17 protein-coding genes are annotated in these 15636 nt (G+C 71.1%); 5 read left to right on the forward strand and 12 right to left on the reverse strand.

Annotation, left to right across the window (positions count from 1 at the left end; translation table 11 throughout):
* Nucleotides 1-84 precede the first annotated feature (84 nt).
* Entirely contained in the window at nt 85-864 is a 780-nt protein-coding gene (locus HLK59_RS01640) for a hypothetical protein (protein WP_171139327.1), read from the forward strand.
* Here HLK59_RS01640 and HLK59_RS01645 read toward each other — a convergent pair.
* The 3 genes from HLK59_RS01645 to HLK59_RS01655 form a co-directional block, all read right to left on the reverse strand.
* Nucleotides 810-2669 carry a serine/threonine-protein kinase gene (locus HLK59_RS01645; RefSeq protein ID WP_171139328.1) on the reverse strand — a complete coding sequence of 620 codons (1860 nt, stop codon included), beginning with the start codon at nt 2667-2669 and terminating at the stop codon, nt 810-812. The two genes, HLK59_RS01640 and HLK59_RS01645, sit on opposite strands and share 55 nt — an antisense overlap.
* A gap of 78 nt (nt 2670-2747) precedes the next feature.
* Complete coding sequence (locus HLK59_RS01650) at nt 2748-2999, reverse strand: hypothetical protein (protein ID WP_206326642.1); 252 nt, start codon at nt 2997-2999, stop codon at nt 2748-2750.
* 20 nt (nt 3000-3019) lie between these two features.
* Nucleotides 3020-4315 (reverse strand): aldolase/citrate lyase family protein, encoded by a 1296-nt coding sequence (locus HLK59_RS01655; RefSeq protein WP_171139329.1) that lies wholly within the window; start codon nt 4313-4315, stop codon nt 3020-3022.
* A gap of 189 nt (nt 4316-4504) precedes the next feature.
* Here HLK59_RS01655 and HLK59_RS01660 point away from each other — a divergent pair, with 189 nt between their 5' ends.
* Complete coding sequence (locus HLK59_RS01660; protein ID WP_171139330.1) at nt 4505-5398, forward strand: endonuclease/exonuclease/phosphatase family protein; 894 nt, start codon at nt 4505-4507, stop codon at nt 5396-5398.
* Nucleotides 5399-5460: 62 nt separating this feature from the next.
* Here HLK59_RS01660 and HLK59_RS01665 read toward each other — a convergent pair whose 3' ends face one another.
* From HLK59_RS01665 to HLK59_RS01680, 4 genes are all read right to left on the reverse strand, one after another.
* Nucleotides 5461-6423, reverse strand: a complete 963-nt coding sequence (locus tag HLK59_RS01665; protein WP_171139331.1) for an electron transfer flavoprotein subunit alpha/FixB family protein — start codon at nt 6421-6423, stop codon at nt 5461-5463.
* A 73-nt stretch (nt 6424-6496) separates the two neighbouring features.
* Entirely contained in the window at nt 6497-7282 is a 786-nt protein-coding gene (locus HLK59_RS01670; protein WP_171139332.1) for an electron transfer flavoprotein subunit beta/FixA family protein, read from the reverse strand.
* Nucleotides 7283-7496: 214 nt separating this feature from the next.
* Complete coding sequence (locus tag HLK59_RS01675) at nt 7497-8006, reverse strand: flavin reductase family protein (protein WP_171139333.1); 510 nt, start codon at nt 8004-8006, stop codon at nt 7497-7499.
* 208 nt (nt 8007-8214) lie between these two features.
* Complete coding sequence (locus tag HLK59_RS01680) at nt 8215-8628, reverse strand: thioredoxin family protein (protein WP_171139334.1); 414 nt, start codon at nt 8626-8628, stop codon at nt 8215-8217.
* 76 nt (nt 8629-8704) lie between these two features.
* Between HLK59_RS01680 and HLK59_RS01685 the strand changes: the two genes are divergently transcribed.
* The 3 genes from HLK59_RS01685 to HLK59_RS01695 all read left to right on the forward strand — a co-directional run bounded on the left by HLK59_RS01685 (nt 8705) and on the right by HLK59_RS01695 (nt 11193).
* Nucleotides 8705-9121, forward strand: a complete 417-nt coding sequence (locus HLK59_RS01685; RefSeq protein WP_171139335.1) for a DUF4395 domain-containing protein — start codon at nt 8705-8707, stop codon at nt 9119-9121.
* A gap of 189 nt (nt 9122-9310) precedes the next feature.
* Nucleotides 9311-10039 carry a lysophospholipid acyltransferase family protein gene (locus HLK59_RS01690; protein WP_171139336.1) on the forward strand — a complete coding sequence of 243 codons (729 nt, stop codon included), beginning with the start codon at nt 9311-9313 and terminating at the stop codon, nt 10037-10039.
* A gap of 131 nt (nt 10040-10170) precedes the next feature.
* Nucleotides 10171-11193, forward strand: a complete 1023-nt coding sequence (locus tag HLK59_RS01695) for a hypothetical protein (RefSeq protein WP_171139337.1) — start codon at nt 10171-10173, stop codon at nt 11191-11193.
* A 6-nt stretch (nt 11194-11199) separates the two neighbouring features.
* Here HLK59_RS01695 and HLK59_RS01700 read toward each other — a convergent pair whose 3' ends face one another.
* The 5 genes from HLK59_RS01700 to HLK59_RS01720 form a co-directional block, all read right to left on the reverse strand.
* A complete protein-coding gene (locus HLK59_RS01700) occupies nt 11200-12393 on the reverse strand; it encodes a hypothetical protein (protein WP_171139338.1) in 1194 nt (397 codons plus the stop codon).
* A 26-nt stretch (nt 12394-12419) separates the two neighbouring features.
* On the reverse strand, nt 12420-13124 hold the full coding sequence (locus HLK59_RS01705; protein WP_171139339.1) for a phenylalanine--tRNA ligase beta subunit-related protein: 705 nt from the start codon (nt 13122-13124) through the stop codon (nt 12420-12422).
* Nucleotides 13125-13132: 8 nt separating this feature from the next.
* Nucleotides 13133-13705, reverse strand: coding sequence for a transglutaminase domain-containing protein (locus HLK59_RS01710; RefSeq protein ID WP_171139340.1), 573 nt, complete (start codon nt 13703-13705; stop codon nt 13133-13135).
* An 83-nt stretch (nt 13706-13788) separates the two neighbouring features.
* Nucleotides 13789-14859: a low specificity L-threonine aldolase gene (locus HLK59_RS01715; protein WP_171139341.1), complete on the reverse strand. Its 1071-nt coding sequence runs from the start codon at nt 14857-14859 to the stop codon at nt 13789-13791.
* Nucleotides 14856-15605, reverse strand: a complete 750-nt coding sequence (locus tag HLK59_RS01720; RefSeq protein WP_171139373.1) for an SDR family NAD(P)-dependent oxidoreductase — start codon at nt 15603-15605, stop codon at nt 14856-14858. The genes HLK59_RS01715 and HLK59_RS01720 overlap by 4 nt, the downstream gene beginning before the upstream one ends.
* Nucleotides 15606-15636 lie beyond the last annotated feature (31 nt).

Below are 15636 nucleotides of genomic sequence, written 5' to 3' on the forward strand. Positions count from 1 at the left end.
GAGGCCCCCTCGGGGCGTCCGCGGCGGGCCTCTCCGCTCGCGCCCGACGTACAGCGAACCGAACCGGCCCCGGGCGCCCGCACCTTGGAGGCCCTCGGACTGGCCGAGGCGCCGCGTGACCATCCGCTGCTCTACCCGGGTGTCTGGCCGGCCGACTCCGGGCTCCTGGACGGGGATCGCCTGCTGCCCCTGGACCGGCTGCGGTTCGAGGACCGAGTCCCCGTGCTGGCCGTCGGCTCCAACGCCAGCCCGGCCCAACTGCGGCACAAGATGGCCGAGTACGGGATCACCTCCCCCATCCCGATGGTGCGGACCCGCGTCACGGGCATCGACGTCGGCGTCTCCGCGCATGTGAGCCTGCTGGGGTACGTGTCCGCGTCACCGGTCGACGCACCCGCCGCCGTAAGGGAGTTGTTCGTCACCTGGCTCGACGCGGAGCAGCTGGCGGTGGTCGACGCGAGCGAGGGGGTGCCGCTGCCGACCGGCAACTACCGGCGCGCCTGGCTGCCTTCCCCCGAGGTGGGGATCGAGTTGGCGGACGGCACGCGACTCCCGGGCGCGTACGTGTACGTCAACCGCCACGGCGTCCTCCACGACGGCACCGGCGCCCCGCGCACACACCCGGGCCAGCGGGCGCTGCTCACCGAACTCCTCGCCGGATCGGCCCGGTTGAGGGAGCTGTTCGGGGCCACACCGGAGGAGTTCTGCGCCCGGGCACGGGCCGACCGGGAGCTGTGCCGGCAGGGCACGCGGCTCTTCGCGGAGGAGAAGCTGGTGATCCCCTCCGGCCTGGAGCGCCACGTGCGGGCTCAGCAGACCGGGAGTCCCGGCACCGGTTCGTCGTTGTCGCCGCCCTTGATGTAGACGTCGCTGACGTAGACGTTCGTGTTGCCGCTGTCGTCGTCCGTCTTGGCCCACCAGACGTTGGTCCACTCGCCGTCCGTCTCACGGCGACCCAGGTTCTCCTGGCAGTAGAAGTAGTTGGTGCCCGCGTTGAGGACGCCGACCTCGGTGCCGGAGGCGGTGTAGGAGGCGGCGGTCTTCCAGACCGTGCAGTCGTACTTGCCGTCGCCCCTGGGCGAGCAGGCCGGGGCGGGGGTCGTCGCGCCACCGCCTCCCGTGGCCCCGCCGTCTCCCGAGGACCCGCCGTCGCCGCCGCCCGAGGTCCGCGTCGGGGAGGAGGTGGTGGCCCGGCCCGTGGGGGCGCTGTCGGTCGTGCGGCTCGGTGCCCCGGTCGCCGTCGGGGACTTCTCGTCCCCTCGCCCGGTGGGCTTGGGGTCGTCCGTGCGGACGGCGCCGCCACGGCCGCTCGCCGAGGAGGTGGCCCCGATGCCGGTGGCGGACGCCGTGGGTCGTGCGCCGGTCTCCTTGTCGCCGCCGCTGTTCAGCAGGGCGACGGTGACGCCGGCCGACGCCAGGACGACGGTGACGGCCGCGGCGGCGAGGAGCCCACGGCCCTTGCGGCGGGAGGGCCGGGTGGTGTCCACGGGGCCGGTGACGGCCGGGTCCAGCGGTCCCGGGGCGGCTGCCCCGAAGCCGTGCGGAGCCGGTCCGGCGTGGCCGGGAGCGCCGTAGCCCTGCGGTACGGGGACGCTCTGGTCGGGGGCACCGTAGCCCTGCGGGGCCGGAACGCCCTGGCTGGGTGCGCCGTAGCCGTGCGGGCCCGTTCCACCCGTCGGGGAGCCCTGCCCTGCCGGAGCGACCGGCGTCACCGGCCCGAACCCGGGCGGCACCGACGGCACACCGCGCTCCGTCTCCGCCGACGCCGCGCCCGCCGTACCCCGCAATGTCGTCGTCGCGGAATCCGTACCCTCCGCGTCCGCGACCGCCTGGAGCAGTTCCCGCGCCTCCGCCGCCTCCGGACGGCCCTCGGGCCGCTTGTCCATCAGCCGCCGGAGCACGGGCCCGAGCGCTCCCGCGCGGGCGGGTTCCGGGAGCGGCTCGCTGACGATCGCGGTGAGGGTGGAGAAGGTGGACGTACGGCGGAAGGGCGAGGAGCCCTCCACGGCGGCGTACAGCGTGGCGCCCAGGGCCCAGATGTCGGAGGCCGGGCCGGGGTCGGCGCCCTGGGCCCGCTCGGGCGCCAGGTAGTCGAGGGAGCCGACGAGTTCGCCGCTGCGGGTGAGATGGGTGGCGGAGCCGTCGCCCGGGTCCTCCATCGTCGCGATGCCGAAGTCGGTGAGGACGACCCGTCCCGACCGGTCGAGCAGGATGTTGCCGGGCTTCACGTCCCGGTGCAGTACGCCTGCGCGGTGGGCGGCGGCCAGCGCGTCCATGACCTCGGCGCCGATCCCGGCCGCCTCCCCCGGTTCGAGGGTGCCGCGCTCGCGCAGGACGTCGTCGAGCGACGGCCCGTCCACCAGCTCCATGACGATCAGCGGGCGGCCGTCGACCTCGGTCACGTCGTGGACGGCGACGACTCCGGGATGGCGCACCCGGGCGGCGGCGCGGGCTTCGCGCTGCATGCGCAGCCGCAGGCCGGCGAGCTCGGGGCCGTCGGAGTCGGTGTAGGTGCGCAGTTCCTTGACGGCGACCTCACGGCCGAGGACCTCGTCGACGGCCCGCCAGACCACTCCCATGCCGCCCCGGCCGAGTTGCGCCACGACGCGATAGCGCCCGGCCAGCACTCGGCCGGTCTCGTCCGTACGTCCGTTCTCCCCCGATGACACCGTTGCCCCGTTCCTGTGACACGTCCATGCGTGGCGCCCAGACTAATCCGTCCCGTACGGCTCCTCGGGTGCCGTCCGTCACTCGTAGTCGGTCGCCGCGCGCAGCGCCCGGGCCAGGAAGGTCCAGTCGCCCCCGGCGGGGAGGTCCTTGTCGAAGTTCCGGTACCAGCCCGGCGCGGAGTCGATCCACGCCGAGAGCGCCTCCAGGAAGGTGTCGAGGGTGCGGTTCTCCCACTCGTCACCCCGCTGGAGGCACTCCTCGTGCAGGGCGCGGACGAACGCGGCCAGTTCCTCGCGGGTGCCGATCTCGTCATCGGGTCCGAGAGTCATGGCCGCAAGGTAACGGGCCGCTACCGGCCGGAGATCGTCAGGTCACCGCGCCGGGGCGCCGCGAAGCCCTCCAGGTCGGCCCGGGTCAGGCCGGTCAGCCGGGCGACCTCGGCGATGTCGAGGGCGCCGCAGTCCAGGCCGCGCAGCAGATAGCCGCCGAGGGCCTTGGCGGTGGCGGGCTCGTCCATGACGTCGCCGCCGGTGTGGTTGGCGTAGCGGGCGAGGCGGGCGGCGGCCTGCTCGAAGCCCTCGCGGTAGAAGGCGAAGACGGCGGCGTAGCGGGTCGGGATGTGGCCGGGGTGCATGTCCCAGCCCTGGTAGTAGGCGCGCGACAGGGCGCGGCGGGTGAGGCCGTAGTGAAGGCGCCAGGCGTCGTGGACCTTGGCGGTCGGGCCGATCGGCAGGACGTTGGTGGAGCCGTCACAGACGCGTACGCCGGTGCCCGCGGCCGCGACCTGCATGATCGCCTTGGCGTGGTCGGCGACCGGGTGGTCGCTGGCCTGGTAGGCGGCGGAGACCCCGAGGCAGGCGCTGTAGTCGAAGGTGCCGTAGTGCAGTCCGGTGGCGCGGCCCTCGGCGGCCCCGATCATCCGGGCGACCGTGGCGGTGCCGTCGGTGGCGAGGATGGACTGGCTGGTCTCGATCTGGATCTCGAAGCCGATCCGGCCGGGCTCCAGGCCGCGTGCCTTCTCGAACTCCTCCAGGAGGCGCACCATGGCGGTGACCTGCTCGGCGTACGTCACCTTCGGCAGCGTGAGGACGAGCCCTTCGGGCAGGCCGCCGGCCTCCATGAGGCCGGTGAGGAAGATGTCCAGGGTGCGGATGCCGCGGTCGCGTACCGCCGTCTCCATGCACTTCATACGGATGCCCATGTACGGGGCCGCCGTGCCGTTCCGGTACGCCTGGGCGATCAGCCGGGCGGCGCGCGCCGCGTCCTGGTCCTCGTCCTTGCCCTGGTAGCCGTCCTCGAAGTCCACCCGAAGGTCTTCGACGGGCTCGCGCTCCAGCTTGGCGCGCACTCGGGAGTACACCGGCTCGGCGAGCTCGTCGGACAGGCCCAGCACGGCGGCGAAGGAGGCGGCGTCCGGGGCGTGTTCGTCGAGGGCGGCGAGGGCCTGGTCGCCCCAGGAGCGCAGGGTGTCGGCGGCGAAGGCGTCGCCGGGGACGTAGACGGTGTGGACGGGCTGGCGGGTGCCGGGGTCACCGGGGTAGCGGCGCTCCAGCTCGGCGTCGACCGGCGCGAGGGAGGCACTGATCTCCTCGCTGACGGCACTCGCGAGGCTCGTCGCCACCTGCTCCTGCTGGCCCTGACCCATGCCACACCCTCCTATTTTCCGCTCTACGGAATCAACAATCCGTAGAGCGAAGTTATCCAGAAGCTTCCGACTGGTCAACACCCCGTCCACAGCATGAGCCGCGGCGTTCATTCGGCATGCCAAGTACCTCCAGGCCCTCTTTCGCACACCGGTTCGCACCTTCATCCTGATCCGTCGGGAGGGGATTACATGACGGACACCACCAGAATGACGCGTCGGATGGGACTGAGAACGACCATGGCCGCCGCGCTCGCCCTGCCCCTGATGGCCACGATGCCCGCCTCCGCCGCCAGGCCGGCCGGCCGCCGGCTCGACGCCATGACGTTCAACCTGCGCTACGCGAGCACCTCCGAACCCAACAGCTGGGCCGCCCGCCGCCCGGTGATGCGCCGCCTGCTGCGCCGCGAGGCCCCCACCTTCATCGGCACTCAGGAAGGCCTCTACCAGCAACTGCTCGACATCCACACCGACCTCGGACCGCACTACGACTGGATCGGCACCGGCCGTGAGGGCGGGAGCAACGACGAGTCCACGGCGATCTTCTACGACACGCGCCGCCTCGCTCCGCTGGAGCACGACACGTACTGGCTCTCCGACACCCCGAGGACCATCGGCTCGAACACCTGGGGTGCCTCGCTGCCACGGATCGTCACCTGGGTCCGGTTCCGCGACCGGGCCGCCGGCGGGCAGCAGTTCTACGTGCTCAACACCCACTTCGACCATGTGAGCCAGTACGCGCGCGAGCGGGCCGCACGGCTCATCACCGAGGGCATCGGCGCGTTCGACCGTTCCCTGCCGGTCGTGGTGACCGGCGACTTCAACGCGGCGGCCCACACCAACCAGGCCTACGGCATCCTGCTCGGGTCCGGGCTGGTCGACACCTGGGACGTGGCGGCCGAGCGCGGCAGGCTGTACGCCACGTTCCACGGCTACAAGCCGCTGGCACCCGACGGCGACCGCATCGACTGGATCCTGGCCACTCCGCGGGTCACCGTCCACCGGGCCAGGATCAACACGTTCACGTTGAACGGCCAGTTCCCGAGCGACCATCTGCCGGTTCAGGCGTCCCTGACCCTGGGATGAGCCGAGGCCCCCGTGAACCGCTCGGGAAGCGGTCACGGGGGCCTCGGCACGTCCGGCTGTGATCAGCCCTTGCGGGTGTTGATCTCTTCGGTGAGGGCGGGGACGACGTCGAAGAGGTCGCCGACGATGCCGTAGTCGACGAGGTCGAAGATGGGGGCTTCGGCGTCCTTGTTGATGGCGACGATGGTCTTGGAGGTCTGCATGCCGGCGCGGTGCTGGATGGCGCCGGAGATGCCGGAGGCGATGTAGAGCTGCGGGGAGACGGACTTGCCGGTCTGGCCGACCTGGTTGGTGTGGGGGTACCAGCCGGCGTCGACGGCGGCGCGGGAGGCGCCGACGGCCGCGCCGAGGGAGTCGGCGAGGGCTTCGATGAGGGCGAAGTTCTCGGCGCCGTTGACGCCGCGGCCGCCGGAGACGACGATCGCGGCCTCGGTCAGCTCGGGGCGTCCGGTGGCCTCGCGCGGGGTGCGGGCGGTGACCTTGGTGCCGGTGGCCAGCGCGCCGAAGGACACGGCGAGTTCGGAGACGGTGCCGGCGGCCGGGGCGGCTTCCACGGCGGCGGAGTTGGGCTTGACGGTGATGACCGGGGTGCCCTTGATGACGCGGGTCCTGGTGGAGAAGGACGCGGCGAACACGGACTGGGTGGCCACCGGGCCCTCGTCGCCGGCTTCGAGGTCGACGGCGTCGGTGATGATGCCGGAGCCGATGCGCAGTGCGAGGCGGGCGGCGATCTCCTTGCCCTCCGCGGAGGAGGGCACCAGCACGGCGGCCGGGGACACTTCGGCGACCGCGGCCGTCAGGGCGTCGACCTTGGGGACGACGAGGTAGTCGGTGTACTCGGCGGCCTCGTGGGTGAGGACCTTGACGGCGCCGTGCTCGGCGAGCGCGGCGGCGGTGTCGGCGGCGCCCGCGCCGAGTGCGACGGCGACCGGCTCGCCGATGCGGCGGGCCAGGGTCAGCAGCTCCAGGGTGGGCTTGCGGACGGCACCGTCCACGTGATCGACGTAGACGAGAACTTCAGCCATGGGAATGCTCTCCTGCGAATTGCGAAGTCTTCAGGGGCGGTAAGAGGGGTGAGCCTTGAGCGGGCCAGGACCCTTAGATGAACTTCTGGCTCGCGAGGTACTCGGCGAGCTGCTTGCCGCCCTCACCCTCGTCCTTGACGATCGTGCCCGCGGTACGCGCCGGACGCTGTGCGGCGGAGTCGACCTTGGTCCAGGCGCCGTCCAGACCGACCTCTTCGGCCTCGATGTCGAGGTCGGACAGGTCCCAGGACTGAACCGGCTTCTTCTTGGCGGCCATGATGCCCTTGAAGGACGGGTAACGCGCCTCGCCCGACTGGTCGGTGACCGACACGACGGCCGGCAGCGAGGCCTCCAGCTGCTCGGAGGCGGCATCGCCGTCCCTGCGGCCCTTCACGACACCGTCCTCGACGGAGACCTCGGACAGCAGGGTGACCTGCGGGACGCCCAGACGCTCGGCGACCAGCGCCGGCACGATGCCCGCGGTGCCGTCCGTGGACGCCATGCCGGAGATCACCAGGTCGTAGCCGGCCTTCTCGATCGCCTTCGCCAGCACCAGCGAGGTACCGATCGCATCCGTGCCGTGCAGGTCGTCGTCCTCGACATGGATCGCCTTGTCGGCACCCATGGACAGCGCCTTGCGCAGCGCGTCCTTGGCGTCCTCGGGACCGACGGTCAGCACCGTGATCTCGGCGTCGTCGGCCTCGTCGGCGATCTGCAGGGCCTGCTCGACCGCGTACTCGTCCAGCTCGGAGAGCAGACCGTCCACGTCGTCCCGGTCGACGGTCAGGTCATCGGCGAAGTGCCGGTCGCCAGTGGCGTCGGGCACGTACTTCACGGTGACAACGATCCTCAAGCTCACGCCGGCTCTCCTACTGCTGCGTCGACATTTCTCTGCTGCCTACTTGCAGGCAGCATAGGCGCCCCAAGCGGCCGATCCCGATCGGGGCGACCCGCGCTCCGAACGAAATATTACTCGTCAGTACACCCAGTTCGTTCCCGCTAAGCAAGCGCTTTGAACTGTGACCTTCGCAACGCAGCGTAATCGGAACTCGACCGCTCCGCAGAAGTGGGCGTCAGTCGCGCAGGCCGCCGAAGCGACCCTGGTGGTAGACGAGCGGACGGCCGGCCCCGGCCGGATCGCCGAGGAGCACCTCGGCCAGGACGATGCGATGGTCACCGGCGGGTACGCGCGCGGCGACCCGGCACACCAGCCAGGCCAGGACGCCGTCGAGGACGGGAACCCCTTCGGGGCCCTCACGCCAGGCGGTCGGCGCGCCGAAGCGGTCGGCGCCGCTGCGCGCGAAGGTGGCCGCCAGGTCCTGCTGGTGCTCGCCGAGTATGTGCACGCCGACATGGTCGGCCTCGGATATCGCCGGCCAGCTGGAGGCGCCGACCCCGATCCCGAAGGAGAGCAGCGGGGGCTCGACGGAGACCGAGGTCAGAGAGGTGGCGGTGAAGCCGACCGGACCCGCCTCGCCACCGGCGGTGATCACGGCGACCCCCGCCGCGTGCCGCCGGAAGACGGAGCGGAGGAGGTCGGCGGAAGCGAGTTCAGGGGTACGGAGTTCCGGCGAGGCCGTCATGGAGTGGTCCTTCGGCAAGGAGGGGCGAGGGGGTCCGTGGCTGCTCAACAACCCGGACAGCGCGCGCTCGCCGTGCGGGCGAGGTCGACGTGGACCCGCCCGAAGAGAAGGAGTTCCGAAGGCATACGGTCAGGCTGACGATAGGTGGTGCGCACAGTCAAGTACGTTCCGGCATATGGGAGATGCCTCACCGTCCGCGTGAGCCGTGTCAAACCGCCTCCCCCAGGGCCGCGATGACGTCCGCCTTGCGCGGCTGCCCGGTGGCCCGCCGCACGACACGGCCGTCGGCGTCCAGGACGAGCACGGTCGGCGTCTTGAGGATGTCGAGTTCGCGTACGAGGTCCAGATGGGCCTCGGCGTCGATCTCGATGTGGGCGACCCCGGGGACCATCTCGACGACCTCGCCCAGGATCCGCTTGGTGGCGCGGCAGGGTGCGCAGAAGGCGCTGGAGAACTGGACGAGCGTGGCGCGCTCCCCCAACTCCCCGCCCAGCTCGGCCGCGCCGAGCCGCTTGCCGTCGTCACGCCCACGCACGCGTACCCTCCCGCTCCGCCGCTTGTGCAGCACTCCGTAGGCGCTCGCGGCGACGAGCACCACCACACACACCACGACTCCGGCCATTACTGGGCTCCAGCGTTCACGAGACTGCAAAGATTCCCGGCGCCACGAACGGTTTTCCATGCGGAATGCTTGATTCATGGACATCGACGTGAGGGGACCGCGCTTCGGGGCGGCCGTGACGACCCTAGTACTGGCGGTCGTACTGATCACCGGCAGTGTGTGGCTCCTGGCCTGGCAGACCCTGGCGTTCGCGCTGGGCGCGGCGGGCGGGGTGGCGCGTTCGCCGTACGGCTGGCTGTTCCGCACGGTCGTACGGCCGCGGCTCGGCCCGCCGACGGAGTTCGAGGCGCCGGAGCCGCCGCGGTTCGCTCAGGCGGTCGGACTCGTCTTCGCCGCCGTGGGGCTCGTCGGCTACGGGCTCGGACCGGCGTGGCTGGGGCTCGCGGCGACCGGTGCGGCGCTCGCGGCCGCCTTTCTCAACTCCGCGTTCGGGTACTGCCTGGGCTGCGAGATGTACCTGCTCGTACGACGGGTAACGGTGCGTACGCAGTAAAGACGCCGTAAAAGCACGAGGTGGATCAAGCAGGCGACGTGACAAGGATCTCGCCGTTCGCGGGCACGAGGACTGGCCCCCGGTCCGTTCTTGGGGCACGATCTGCGAGATGCCGTAAACCTACGGCGCCGTAACTTTCCCGCCGGGAACCATCGTTCCCAGGCAGAGAAGGAAGGGTCCACCCCGTCCATGGCAGAGCTTGTCTACCGACCCGCCGTCGGCCTCGCGCTCACGTTGTTCAAGGCGTGGGACCTCAAGATCGACTGCCAGGGGTCGGAGAACATCCCGCGCTCGGGCGGCGCCGTGCTGGTGAGCAATCACATCAGCTACCTGGACTTCATCTTCGACGGACTGGCGGCGCTCCCGCAGAAACGACTCGTTCGCTTCATGGCGAAGGAGTCCGTCTTCCGGCACAAGATCTCCGGCCCGTTGATGCGCGGGATGAAGCACATCCCCGTGGACCGCAAGCAGGGTGAGACCGCCTACCAGCACGCGCTGGACTCGCTGCGTTCCGGCGAGATCGTCGGGGTCTTCCCGGAGGCCACGATCTCGCAGTCGTTCACGCTGAAGTCCTTCAAGTCCGGTGCCGCGCGCATGGCTCAGGAGGCGGGCGTCCCGCTGATCCCGATGGCGGTGTGGGGCACCCAGCGACTGTGGACCAAGGGTCACCCGCGCAACTTCAAGCGCAGCCACATCCCGATCACGATCCGGGTCGGCGAGGCGATCGAGGCGTCCAAGGACAAGTACGCGGGCGCGATCACCCGTCAGCTGCGCGAGAGCGTCCAGCAGATGCTGGAGGCCGCGCAGCGCGCGTACCCGGTCCGCCCGAAGGACGCGAACGACACGTGGTGGATGCCGGCGCATCTCGGTGGGACCGCGCCGACTCCGGAGGAAGTCAAGGCGGCGGAGGCTCGCTGAGAGGTCGGCGGAAGAGGTCGTTGCGAGGCCGCGGGCCGGTGGGGGCTGGTCGCGCGGTTCCCGGCGCCCCTGGATAGTGTGCTGGGCGTGACCGGACGCCAGGTGTCCGGGGTGCGCTACGGGGGCTGGACATGCGGCGTTGGGTCAAAGTGTCGATCACGGCCGCGGTCGTGCTGGGCATGGGCGGCTGGATCGCCACCCCGTACGTCAACGACTGGTGGCTGTTGCGTACCGCCTGCGACGGGTCGCTGCCCGTGGACGCGGTGCGTGAACTCGGGCGCAACGGCTCGCACTTCAAGGACGCGACGAGCGCCTCCCACCCGGAGCTGGGCGACTACGGCTGCTCCCTCGACTTCGAGGGCGACGAACTGCGCGGCGACCGGCTGCTGTTGATGGAGGCGTACACCCGGCGGGACGATCTGGACCGCGAGCTGATGGTGGTCTTCCCCGAGACGGGCTTCGACACCATGGCGCCGATGCCCAGGGGAATGCCCGGCTTCATCGACAAGTTCGGCGACCTCCAGCTCCTGGTGCCCTGTCCGGCCCTCGACAAGGACGACGAGGGCCGCCGTCCCAAGCTGTTGGTGCGTACCCGGTTGGGCCGGGACACCCTGTGGGGTACGCCCGCCGCCTATGAGACGGCCGTAGCCCTCACCAACTCCGCGTCCGAACGGCTGGGTTGTGGCGCCGAGCCGCTGAGGGCACCCGGGGGCGAGGCCGCGCCGGTGGATCCGGAGAAGGATCCGAGGACGGTGTCCCTCGGCAGGTCCGCGGACACCGTCTGCGGCTGGGCCGTCGAGTCCGGATTGCTCGAAGCGTCCAAGTGGCAGGTCGCGACACTGATGAACGACGCCGGTCCTGTGGGACGTTGCGACCTGTACGCGCGGGACGCCGACTCCGGTGAAATGGAGCCCCGGTTGCGGTTCGCCGCCTGGTACGGCGACTGGAGCAGCCGTCTGATCGCCGAGGAGGGCCGACTGCCCGCGGCCCGTACGGCGACGGCCCGTTGTGACGGCGAGGCGGCCAACTTCGCGCTCAGTGACGACAAGGACATCCCCGGCGTCGTTGAGGCCGAGAAGCGGAAGCTGCTCACGGCCTTCGCCCGCGAGCAGGTACGGCAGCGGGGGTGCACGGATCTGGAGCTCGGCGGCTGAGTCCGCTCAGAACCTCATCCACAGCGCCCTGACGTACCGGTCGTCGATCAACTGCCGCAGGTCGGACGCGCGTTCCCGCGGTACGTTCCGCGCCTCGGCCCAGGCGTCCAGCACGGTGAACAGCTGGTGCCGCCCGTCCATCAGGTCCCCGGCGATCGGCCCGGACACCTGCCGCTCGGCGATGTCCCCCACCGGCGGACGGCTGCCCACCTGCCGCGCGGCCGCCCGGTAGGCGCCGCGCGTGTGCTGCCGTACGGCTTTGTCGAAGGCCGCGAGGTCGGGGACGGTGCCCTCCCTGGCGTAGCGCGCCCGGAGGTTCATCAGTGCGCCGACGCGGTCGGTGAGGTGTTCCAGGTCGATGTCGACCCAGGTCTCGGTGGACCCGGGTGTCCCGTCCTTGTCCGGCTCCGGGTGGTGGTCGGGGTCCGTGCCCGCCCGGGTGAGGCGTTCGAGGTAGTACGCGAGGTACGCGCGCTGGGCGTCGTAGAGGATCGCGAACGCCTCGGGGTCCTTGGCCAGTTCGGCCGTCAGGGCTTCCGGGTCCGCGCGCACGGGCGAGTACGGCTGGACGTGCTCGAAGTCGGCGTGCGCCTCACCGGGGGCGAGGAAGCGGCCGTACGTCGTCCAGCCGGTGTCGTCCGGCGCGGCCGACGTGGCGTCTACGGCGGGGGTGTAGGCCTCGTCGTCGGGGCTCAGATAGCGGTTCGCGTCCACGACGTACTCGGCGAGCAGACGGGCCAGGCCGGGCGCCATGCCGACGGGCACGTCCTTGTCGTCGAAGGCGGCCACGACCGCGTAGGCACTGCGGGCCTGGGCGAGGGTGTGGGGCTTGCCGTCGGCCGGGGCACGGGTGGCCGCCTCGACGACCTGGCCGAGCACCTTGCCGCCGTCCCCGCACGGGTTCTCGTGCACCAGGAGGTCGCGTACGGCGCCGAACAGGGTCAGTTCGTCGCCCGGGTCGAGGGCGCGGGTGGCGGCCGCCGGGTCCTTCGCGAGCGCGCGGGTCGACGCGGGTATCTCCTGGCACGGGGGGTCGCCCTCGGAGTCCGCGAGGACGACCGGCACGACCGTGGCCGTCGCCAGCACCGCCAGTGCCACGGCCAAGGTGAGCGGCCAGTGCCTCCTCAGCCGGGCCAGAGGCCGCACCGGCTGCTCCGCGTCCACGCTCGTGCCGTCGTCCACCGCTCCCCCATCACGCATGCCGGGAGGTTAACGACTGCGACGGATCAGCCGCGCACCGGGTCGGCCCCGTGCACCTCGATACGCGCCCCGGGGCTGAACTTCTCCAGCAGTTCGGCGAGTTCGGCGGCCGCCGCCTCGACGTCGGGGACCGGCATCGGTGCGAGGCTCTCCAGGAGGAAGATGCCGGAGACGGTCTCCTCGGTGAGCCGGGTGCGCGGGCCCTGGCGCCAGTTCCAGCGGCGGCAGGTCACGCCCCGCTCGTCGCGCCAGACCACCTCTCCGGCGTCGGGGTGCTCGACGGCCTCCTCGCCTCCGGCCACCGTCACGAAGTCCTCGTCGCCGGTGGCCCGTACGAGGCGCATGCCGCCCTCGATGCGGTCGATGTCCTCGCCGCCGACCGGGATGAGACGGGCGACGCTGATGGCGTTGTAGAGGTCGACGAGCAGGTTGATCCGGGGCAGTCCGCCGTCCGCGAGCGCCCTTCTGGCCAGCGCCTCCGCCGAGTTGCGGGTGCGCGACGGCTTCGACCCGAACGCCGTGTAGACCTCGCGCCAGGCGGCCATGTGCGGGTCCTCGTGCGGGGCCCGCCCGTCCAGACGTGCGGCGAGTCGGTGGGCGGCTTCGTCGAGGAGCGCCGAACTCGCTTCGGTGCTCGGTCCGTTGACGAGGCCGTGTGCCTCGACGGCGACATGCGTGAAGCCGGGCGCGAGCGCGCGCACCTCGTCGGACACGGCCAGGGAGAAGGTCATCGAGTGCCTCAGAGTGCGGGAGGGAGCGTCTTCCACAGGTACGGCCGGTCGGGGGCGGCCCGCAGGACACTCAACACGGTCGGATGCGGTTCAGCGTACAGCACCGGATAGTCCATCTGATTGGACTCCGGATCGCACACGAAAGCCAGCCGTTCGCCGTCGAGGGAGAACTGGGCGTCCACACCCGGCTTGTTGCCCCGTGGATCCTGTCGATGCCAGGCCCCGTTGAACCGCACGGCGACCAGTCCGTGCACCACGTCGAACCTCTGGTAGCACAGGGCCGTCGGGATGTCCTCGGCGCGCAGCAGCGCGGCCAGCGCGTGCGCCTTGGCGTAGCAGATGCCGGTGCCCTGCTCCAGGACGTCGGAGGCCCGCCAGGTGACGCGCGGGTCGCCCGAGTCCTGGGAGTGGGGGATGGTGTCGCGCACGAACTCGAAGGCCAGCCGCGCATAGCCATACGAGTCCTCGGCCTGCGCGGCGAGGTGGGCCGCGGTGTCCCGTACGCGTGGATGGTGATGGTCGATGGCCTCGTCCGCGGCCAAATATGCGGACAGATCAGTGGTGTTCTGGATCAGCTCCATGACCGCAGAGCATAGGAATGCGATCACCCGATCGTCAATGTTTTTACGGGTGATCGCATATCTATGCAGAGATGGGAGGTGCGCTAGTGCGCCATCTCCTCCTTCAGCGCCGCGACGAACGCGTCCACGTCCTCCTCGGTCGTGTCGAAGGCGCACATCCAGCGCACCACACCCGCCGTCTCGTCCCAGAAGTAGAACCGGAACCGCTTCTGCAGGCGCACACTGACCTCGTGCGGGAGCTTGGCAAACACGCCGTTGGCCTGCACCGGGTAGAGGATCTCCACGCCGTGCACGGCACGGACGCCCTCCGCGAGCCGCTGGGCCATCTCGTTGGAGTGCCGGGCGTTGCGCAGCCACAGGTCCTTGCCGAGCAGCGCCTCCAGCTGGACCGAGACGAAGCGCATCTTCGAGGCGAGCTGCATGGACAGCTTGCGCAGATGCTTCATGTGGCTGACGGCGTCCTGGTTGATCACCACGACGGCCTCGCCGAACAGCGCGCCGTTCTTGGTCCCGCCGAGCGAGAGGATGTCGACGCCGACCGCGTTGGTGAACGTCCGCATCGGGACGTCCAGGGAGGCGGCCGCGTTGGCTATGCGGGAACCGTCCAGGTGCACCTTCATGCCGTGCGCGTGGGCGTGGTCGCAGATCGCGCGGATCTCGTCGGGCGTGTAGAGGGTGCCCAGCTCCGTGCTCTGGGTGATCGAGACGACCTGCGGCATCGCGCGGTGCTCGTCGTCCCAGCCGTACGCCTGCCGGTCGATCAGCTCGGGTGTGAGCTTGCCGTCCGGTGTGGGCACGGTGAGCAGCTTGAGGCCGCCCATGCGCTCGGGGGCGCCGCCCTCGTCCACGTTGATGTGCGCGCTCTCCGCGCAGATCACCGCGCCCCAGCGGTCGGTGACCGCCTGGAGGGCGACGACGTTGGCGCCGGTGCCGTTGAAGACGGGGAACGCCTCGGCCGTGGCGCCGAAGTGGCTGCGGACGATCGCCTGGAGGTTCTCGGTGTAGTCGTCCTCGCCGTAGGCGACCTGGTGCCCGCCGTTGGCCAGGGCCAGGGCGGCGAGCACCTCCGGGTGGGCGCCGGCGTAGTTGTCGCTGGCGAAGCCCCGGCTGTCCGGGTCGTGGTGCCGGCGGGCGTCGGTCTTCGGAGGGTTCACGGCTTCTCGGTGAGCCACAGACGGTTTCCGTTCACTTCCCCGGCGGGCTTCTCCCAGACGTCGGCGATGGCCCCCGCGAGGTCCTTGACGTCCGTGAAGCCCGCGAACTTCGCGTTGGGGCGCTCGGCGCGCATCGCGTCGTGCACCAACGCCTTCACCACCAGGATGGTGGCGGCCGAGGTGAGCTCCTCACCGGCCCCCGCCTTGCGGAAGAAGTCGGCCATGGCGAGCGTCCAGGCCTCGGCGGCGGCCTTGGCGGCGGCGTACGCCGCGTTCCCGGCGGTCGGGTTCGAGGCGCCGGCCGCGCTGATCAGGACGTACCGGCCGCGGTCGCTGTTCTGGAGCACCTCGGAGAAGGCCAGGGAGGTGTGCTGCACGGTGCGGATGAGCAGCAGCTCCAGGAAGTCCCAGTCGTCGAGGCTGGTCTTGACGAAGGTCTCGCTGCCGCGCCAGCCGCCCACGAGATGGACGACGCCGTCGACACGGCCGAACTCCTTCTCGATGCCCGTGGCCCAGTCCTTGGTGGACTCCAGGTCCAGCAGGTCGACCGGCTCCCCGATGACGGTGGCGCCGCCGCCCGCGTCGCGGGCCGCGGCGACCGCCTCCGCGAGGCGCTCGGGGTCGTTGTCGGCGGCGACGACCGTCGCCCCCGCCTCGGCGAGGCGGACGAGTGTCGCGCGTCCGGCGGGTCCGCCCGCGCCGGCCACCGCGATCACCGCACCGCTGAGAGCTCCGTTCCCCGCCATGATCTTCGCCTCCTGAGCTGTTGTGGTGCGG

It is taken from the genome of Streptomyces sp. S3(2020) (assembly GCF_013044505.1).
Classification (GTDB): domain Bacteria; phylum Actinomycetota; class Actinomycetes; order Streptomycetales; family Streptomycetaceae; genus Streptomyces.

Excerpts from the sequence above, each read along its gene's own strand:
- HLK59_RS01650 (WP_206326642.1), bottom strand. The coding sequence starts at position 2,999 with ATGACTCTCGGACCCGATGACGAGATCGGCACCCGCGAGGAACTGGCC.
- HLK59_RS01655 (WP_171139329.1), bottom strand. The coding sequence starts at position 4,315 with ATGGGTCAGGGCCAGCAGGAGCAGGTGGCGACGAGCCTCGCGAGTGCC.
- HLK59_RS01660 (WP_171139330.1), top strand. The coding sequence starts at position 4,505 with ATGACGGACACCACCAGAATGACGCGTCGGATGGGACTGAGAACGACC.
- HLK59_RS01665 (WP_171139331.1), bottom strand. The coding sequence starts at position 6,423 with ATGGCTGAAGTTCTCGTCTACGTCGATCACGTGGACGGTGCCGTCCGC.
- HLK59_RS01675 (WP_171139333.1), bottom strand. The coding sequence starts at position 8,006 with ATGACGGCCTCGCCGGAACTCCGTACCCCTGAACTCGCTTCCGCCGAC.
- HLK59_RS01680 (WP_171139334.1), bottom strand. The coding sequence starts at position 8,628 with ATGGCCGGAGTCGTGGTGTGTGTGGTGGTGCTCGTCGCCGCGAGCGCC.
- HLK59_RS01685 (WP_171139335.1), top strand. The coding sequence starts at position 8,705 with ATGGACATCGACGTGAGGGGACCGCGCTTCGGGGCGGCCGTGACGACC.
- HLK59_RS01690 (WP_171139336.1), top strand. The coding sequence starts at position 9,311 with ATGGCAGAGCTTGTCTACCGACCCGCCGTCGGCCTCGCGCTCACGTTG.
- HLK59_RS01695 (WP_171139337.1), top strand. The coding sequence starts at position 10,171 with ATGCGGCGTTGGGTCAAAGTGTCGATCACGGCCGCGGTCGTGCTGGGC.
- HLK59_RS01700 (WP_171139338.1), bottom strand. The coding sequence starts at position 12,393 with ATGCGTGATGGGGGAGCGGTGGACGACGGCACGAGCGTGGACGCGGAG.
- HLK59_RS01705 (WP_171139339.1), bottom strand. The coding sequence starts at position 13,124 with ATGACCTTCTCCCTGGCCGTGTCCGACGAGGTGCGCGCGCTCGCGCCC.
- HLK59_RS01710 (WP_171139340.1), bottom strand. The coding sequence starts at position 13,705 with ATGGAGCTGATCCAGAACACCACTGATCTGTCCGCATATTTGGCCGCG.
- HLK59_RS01720 (WP_171139373.1), bottom strand. The coding sequence starts at position 15,605 with ATGGCGGGGAACGGAGCTCTCAGCGGTGCGGTGATCGCGGTGGCCGGC.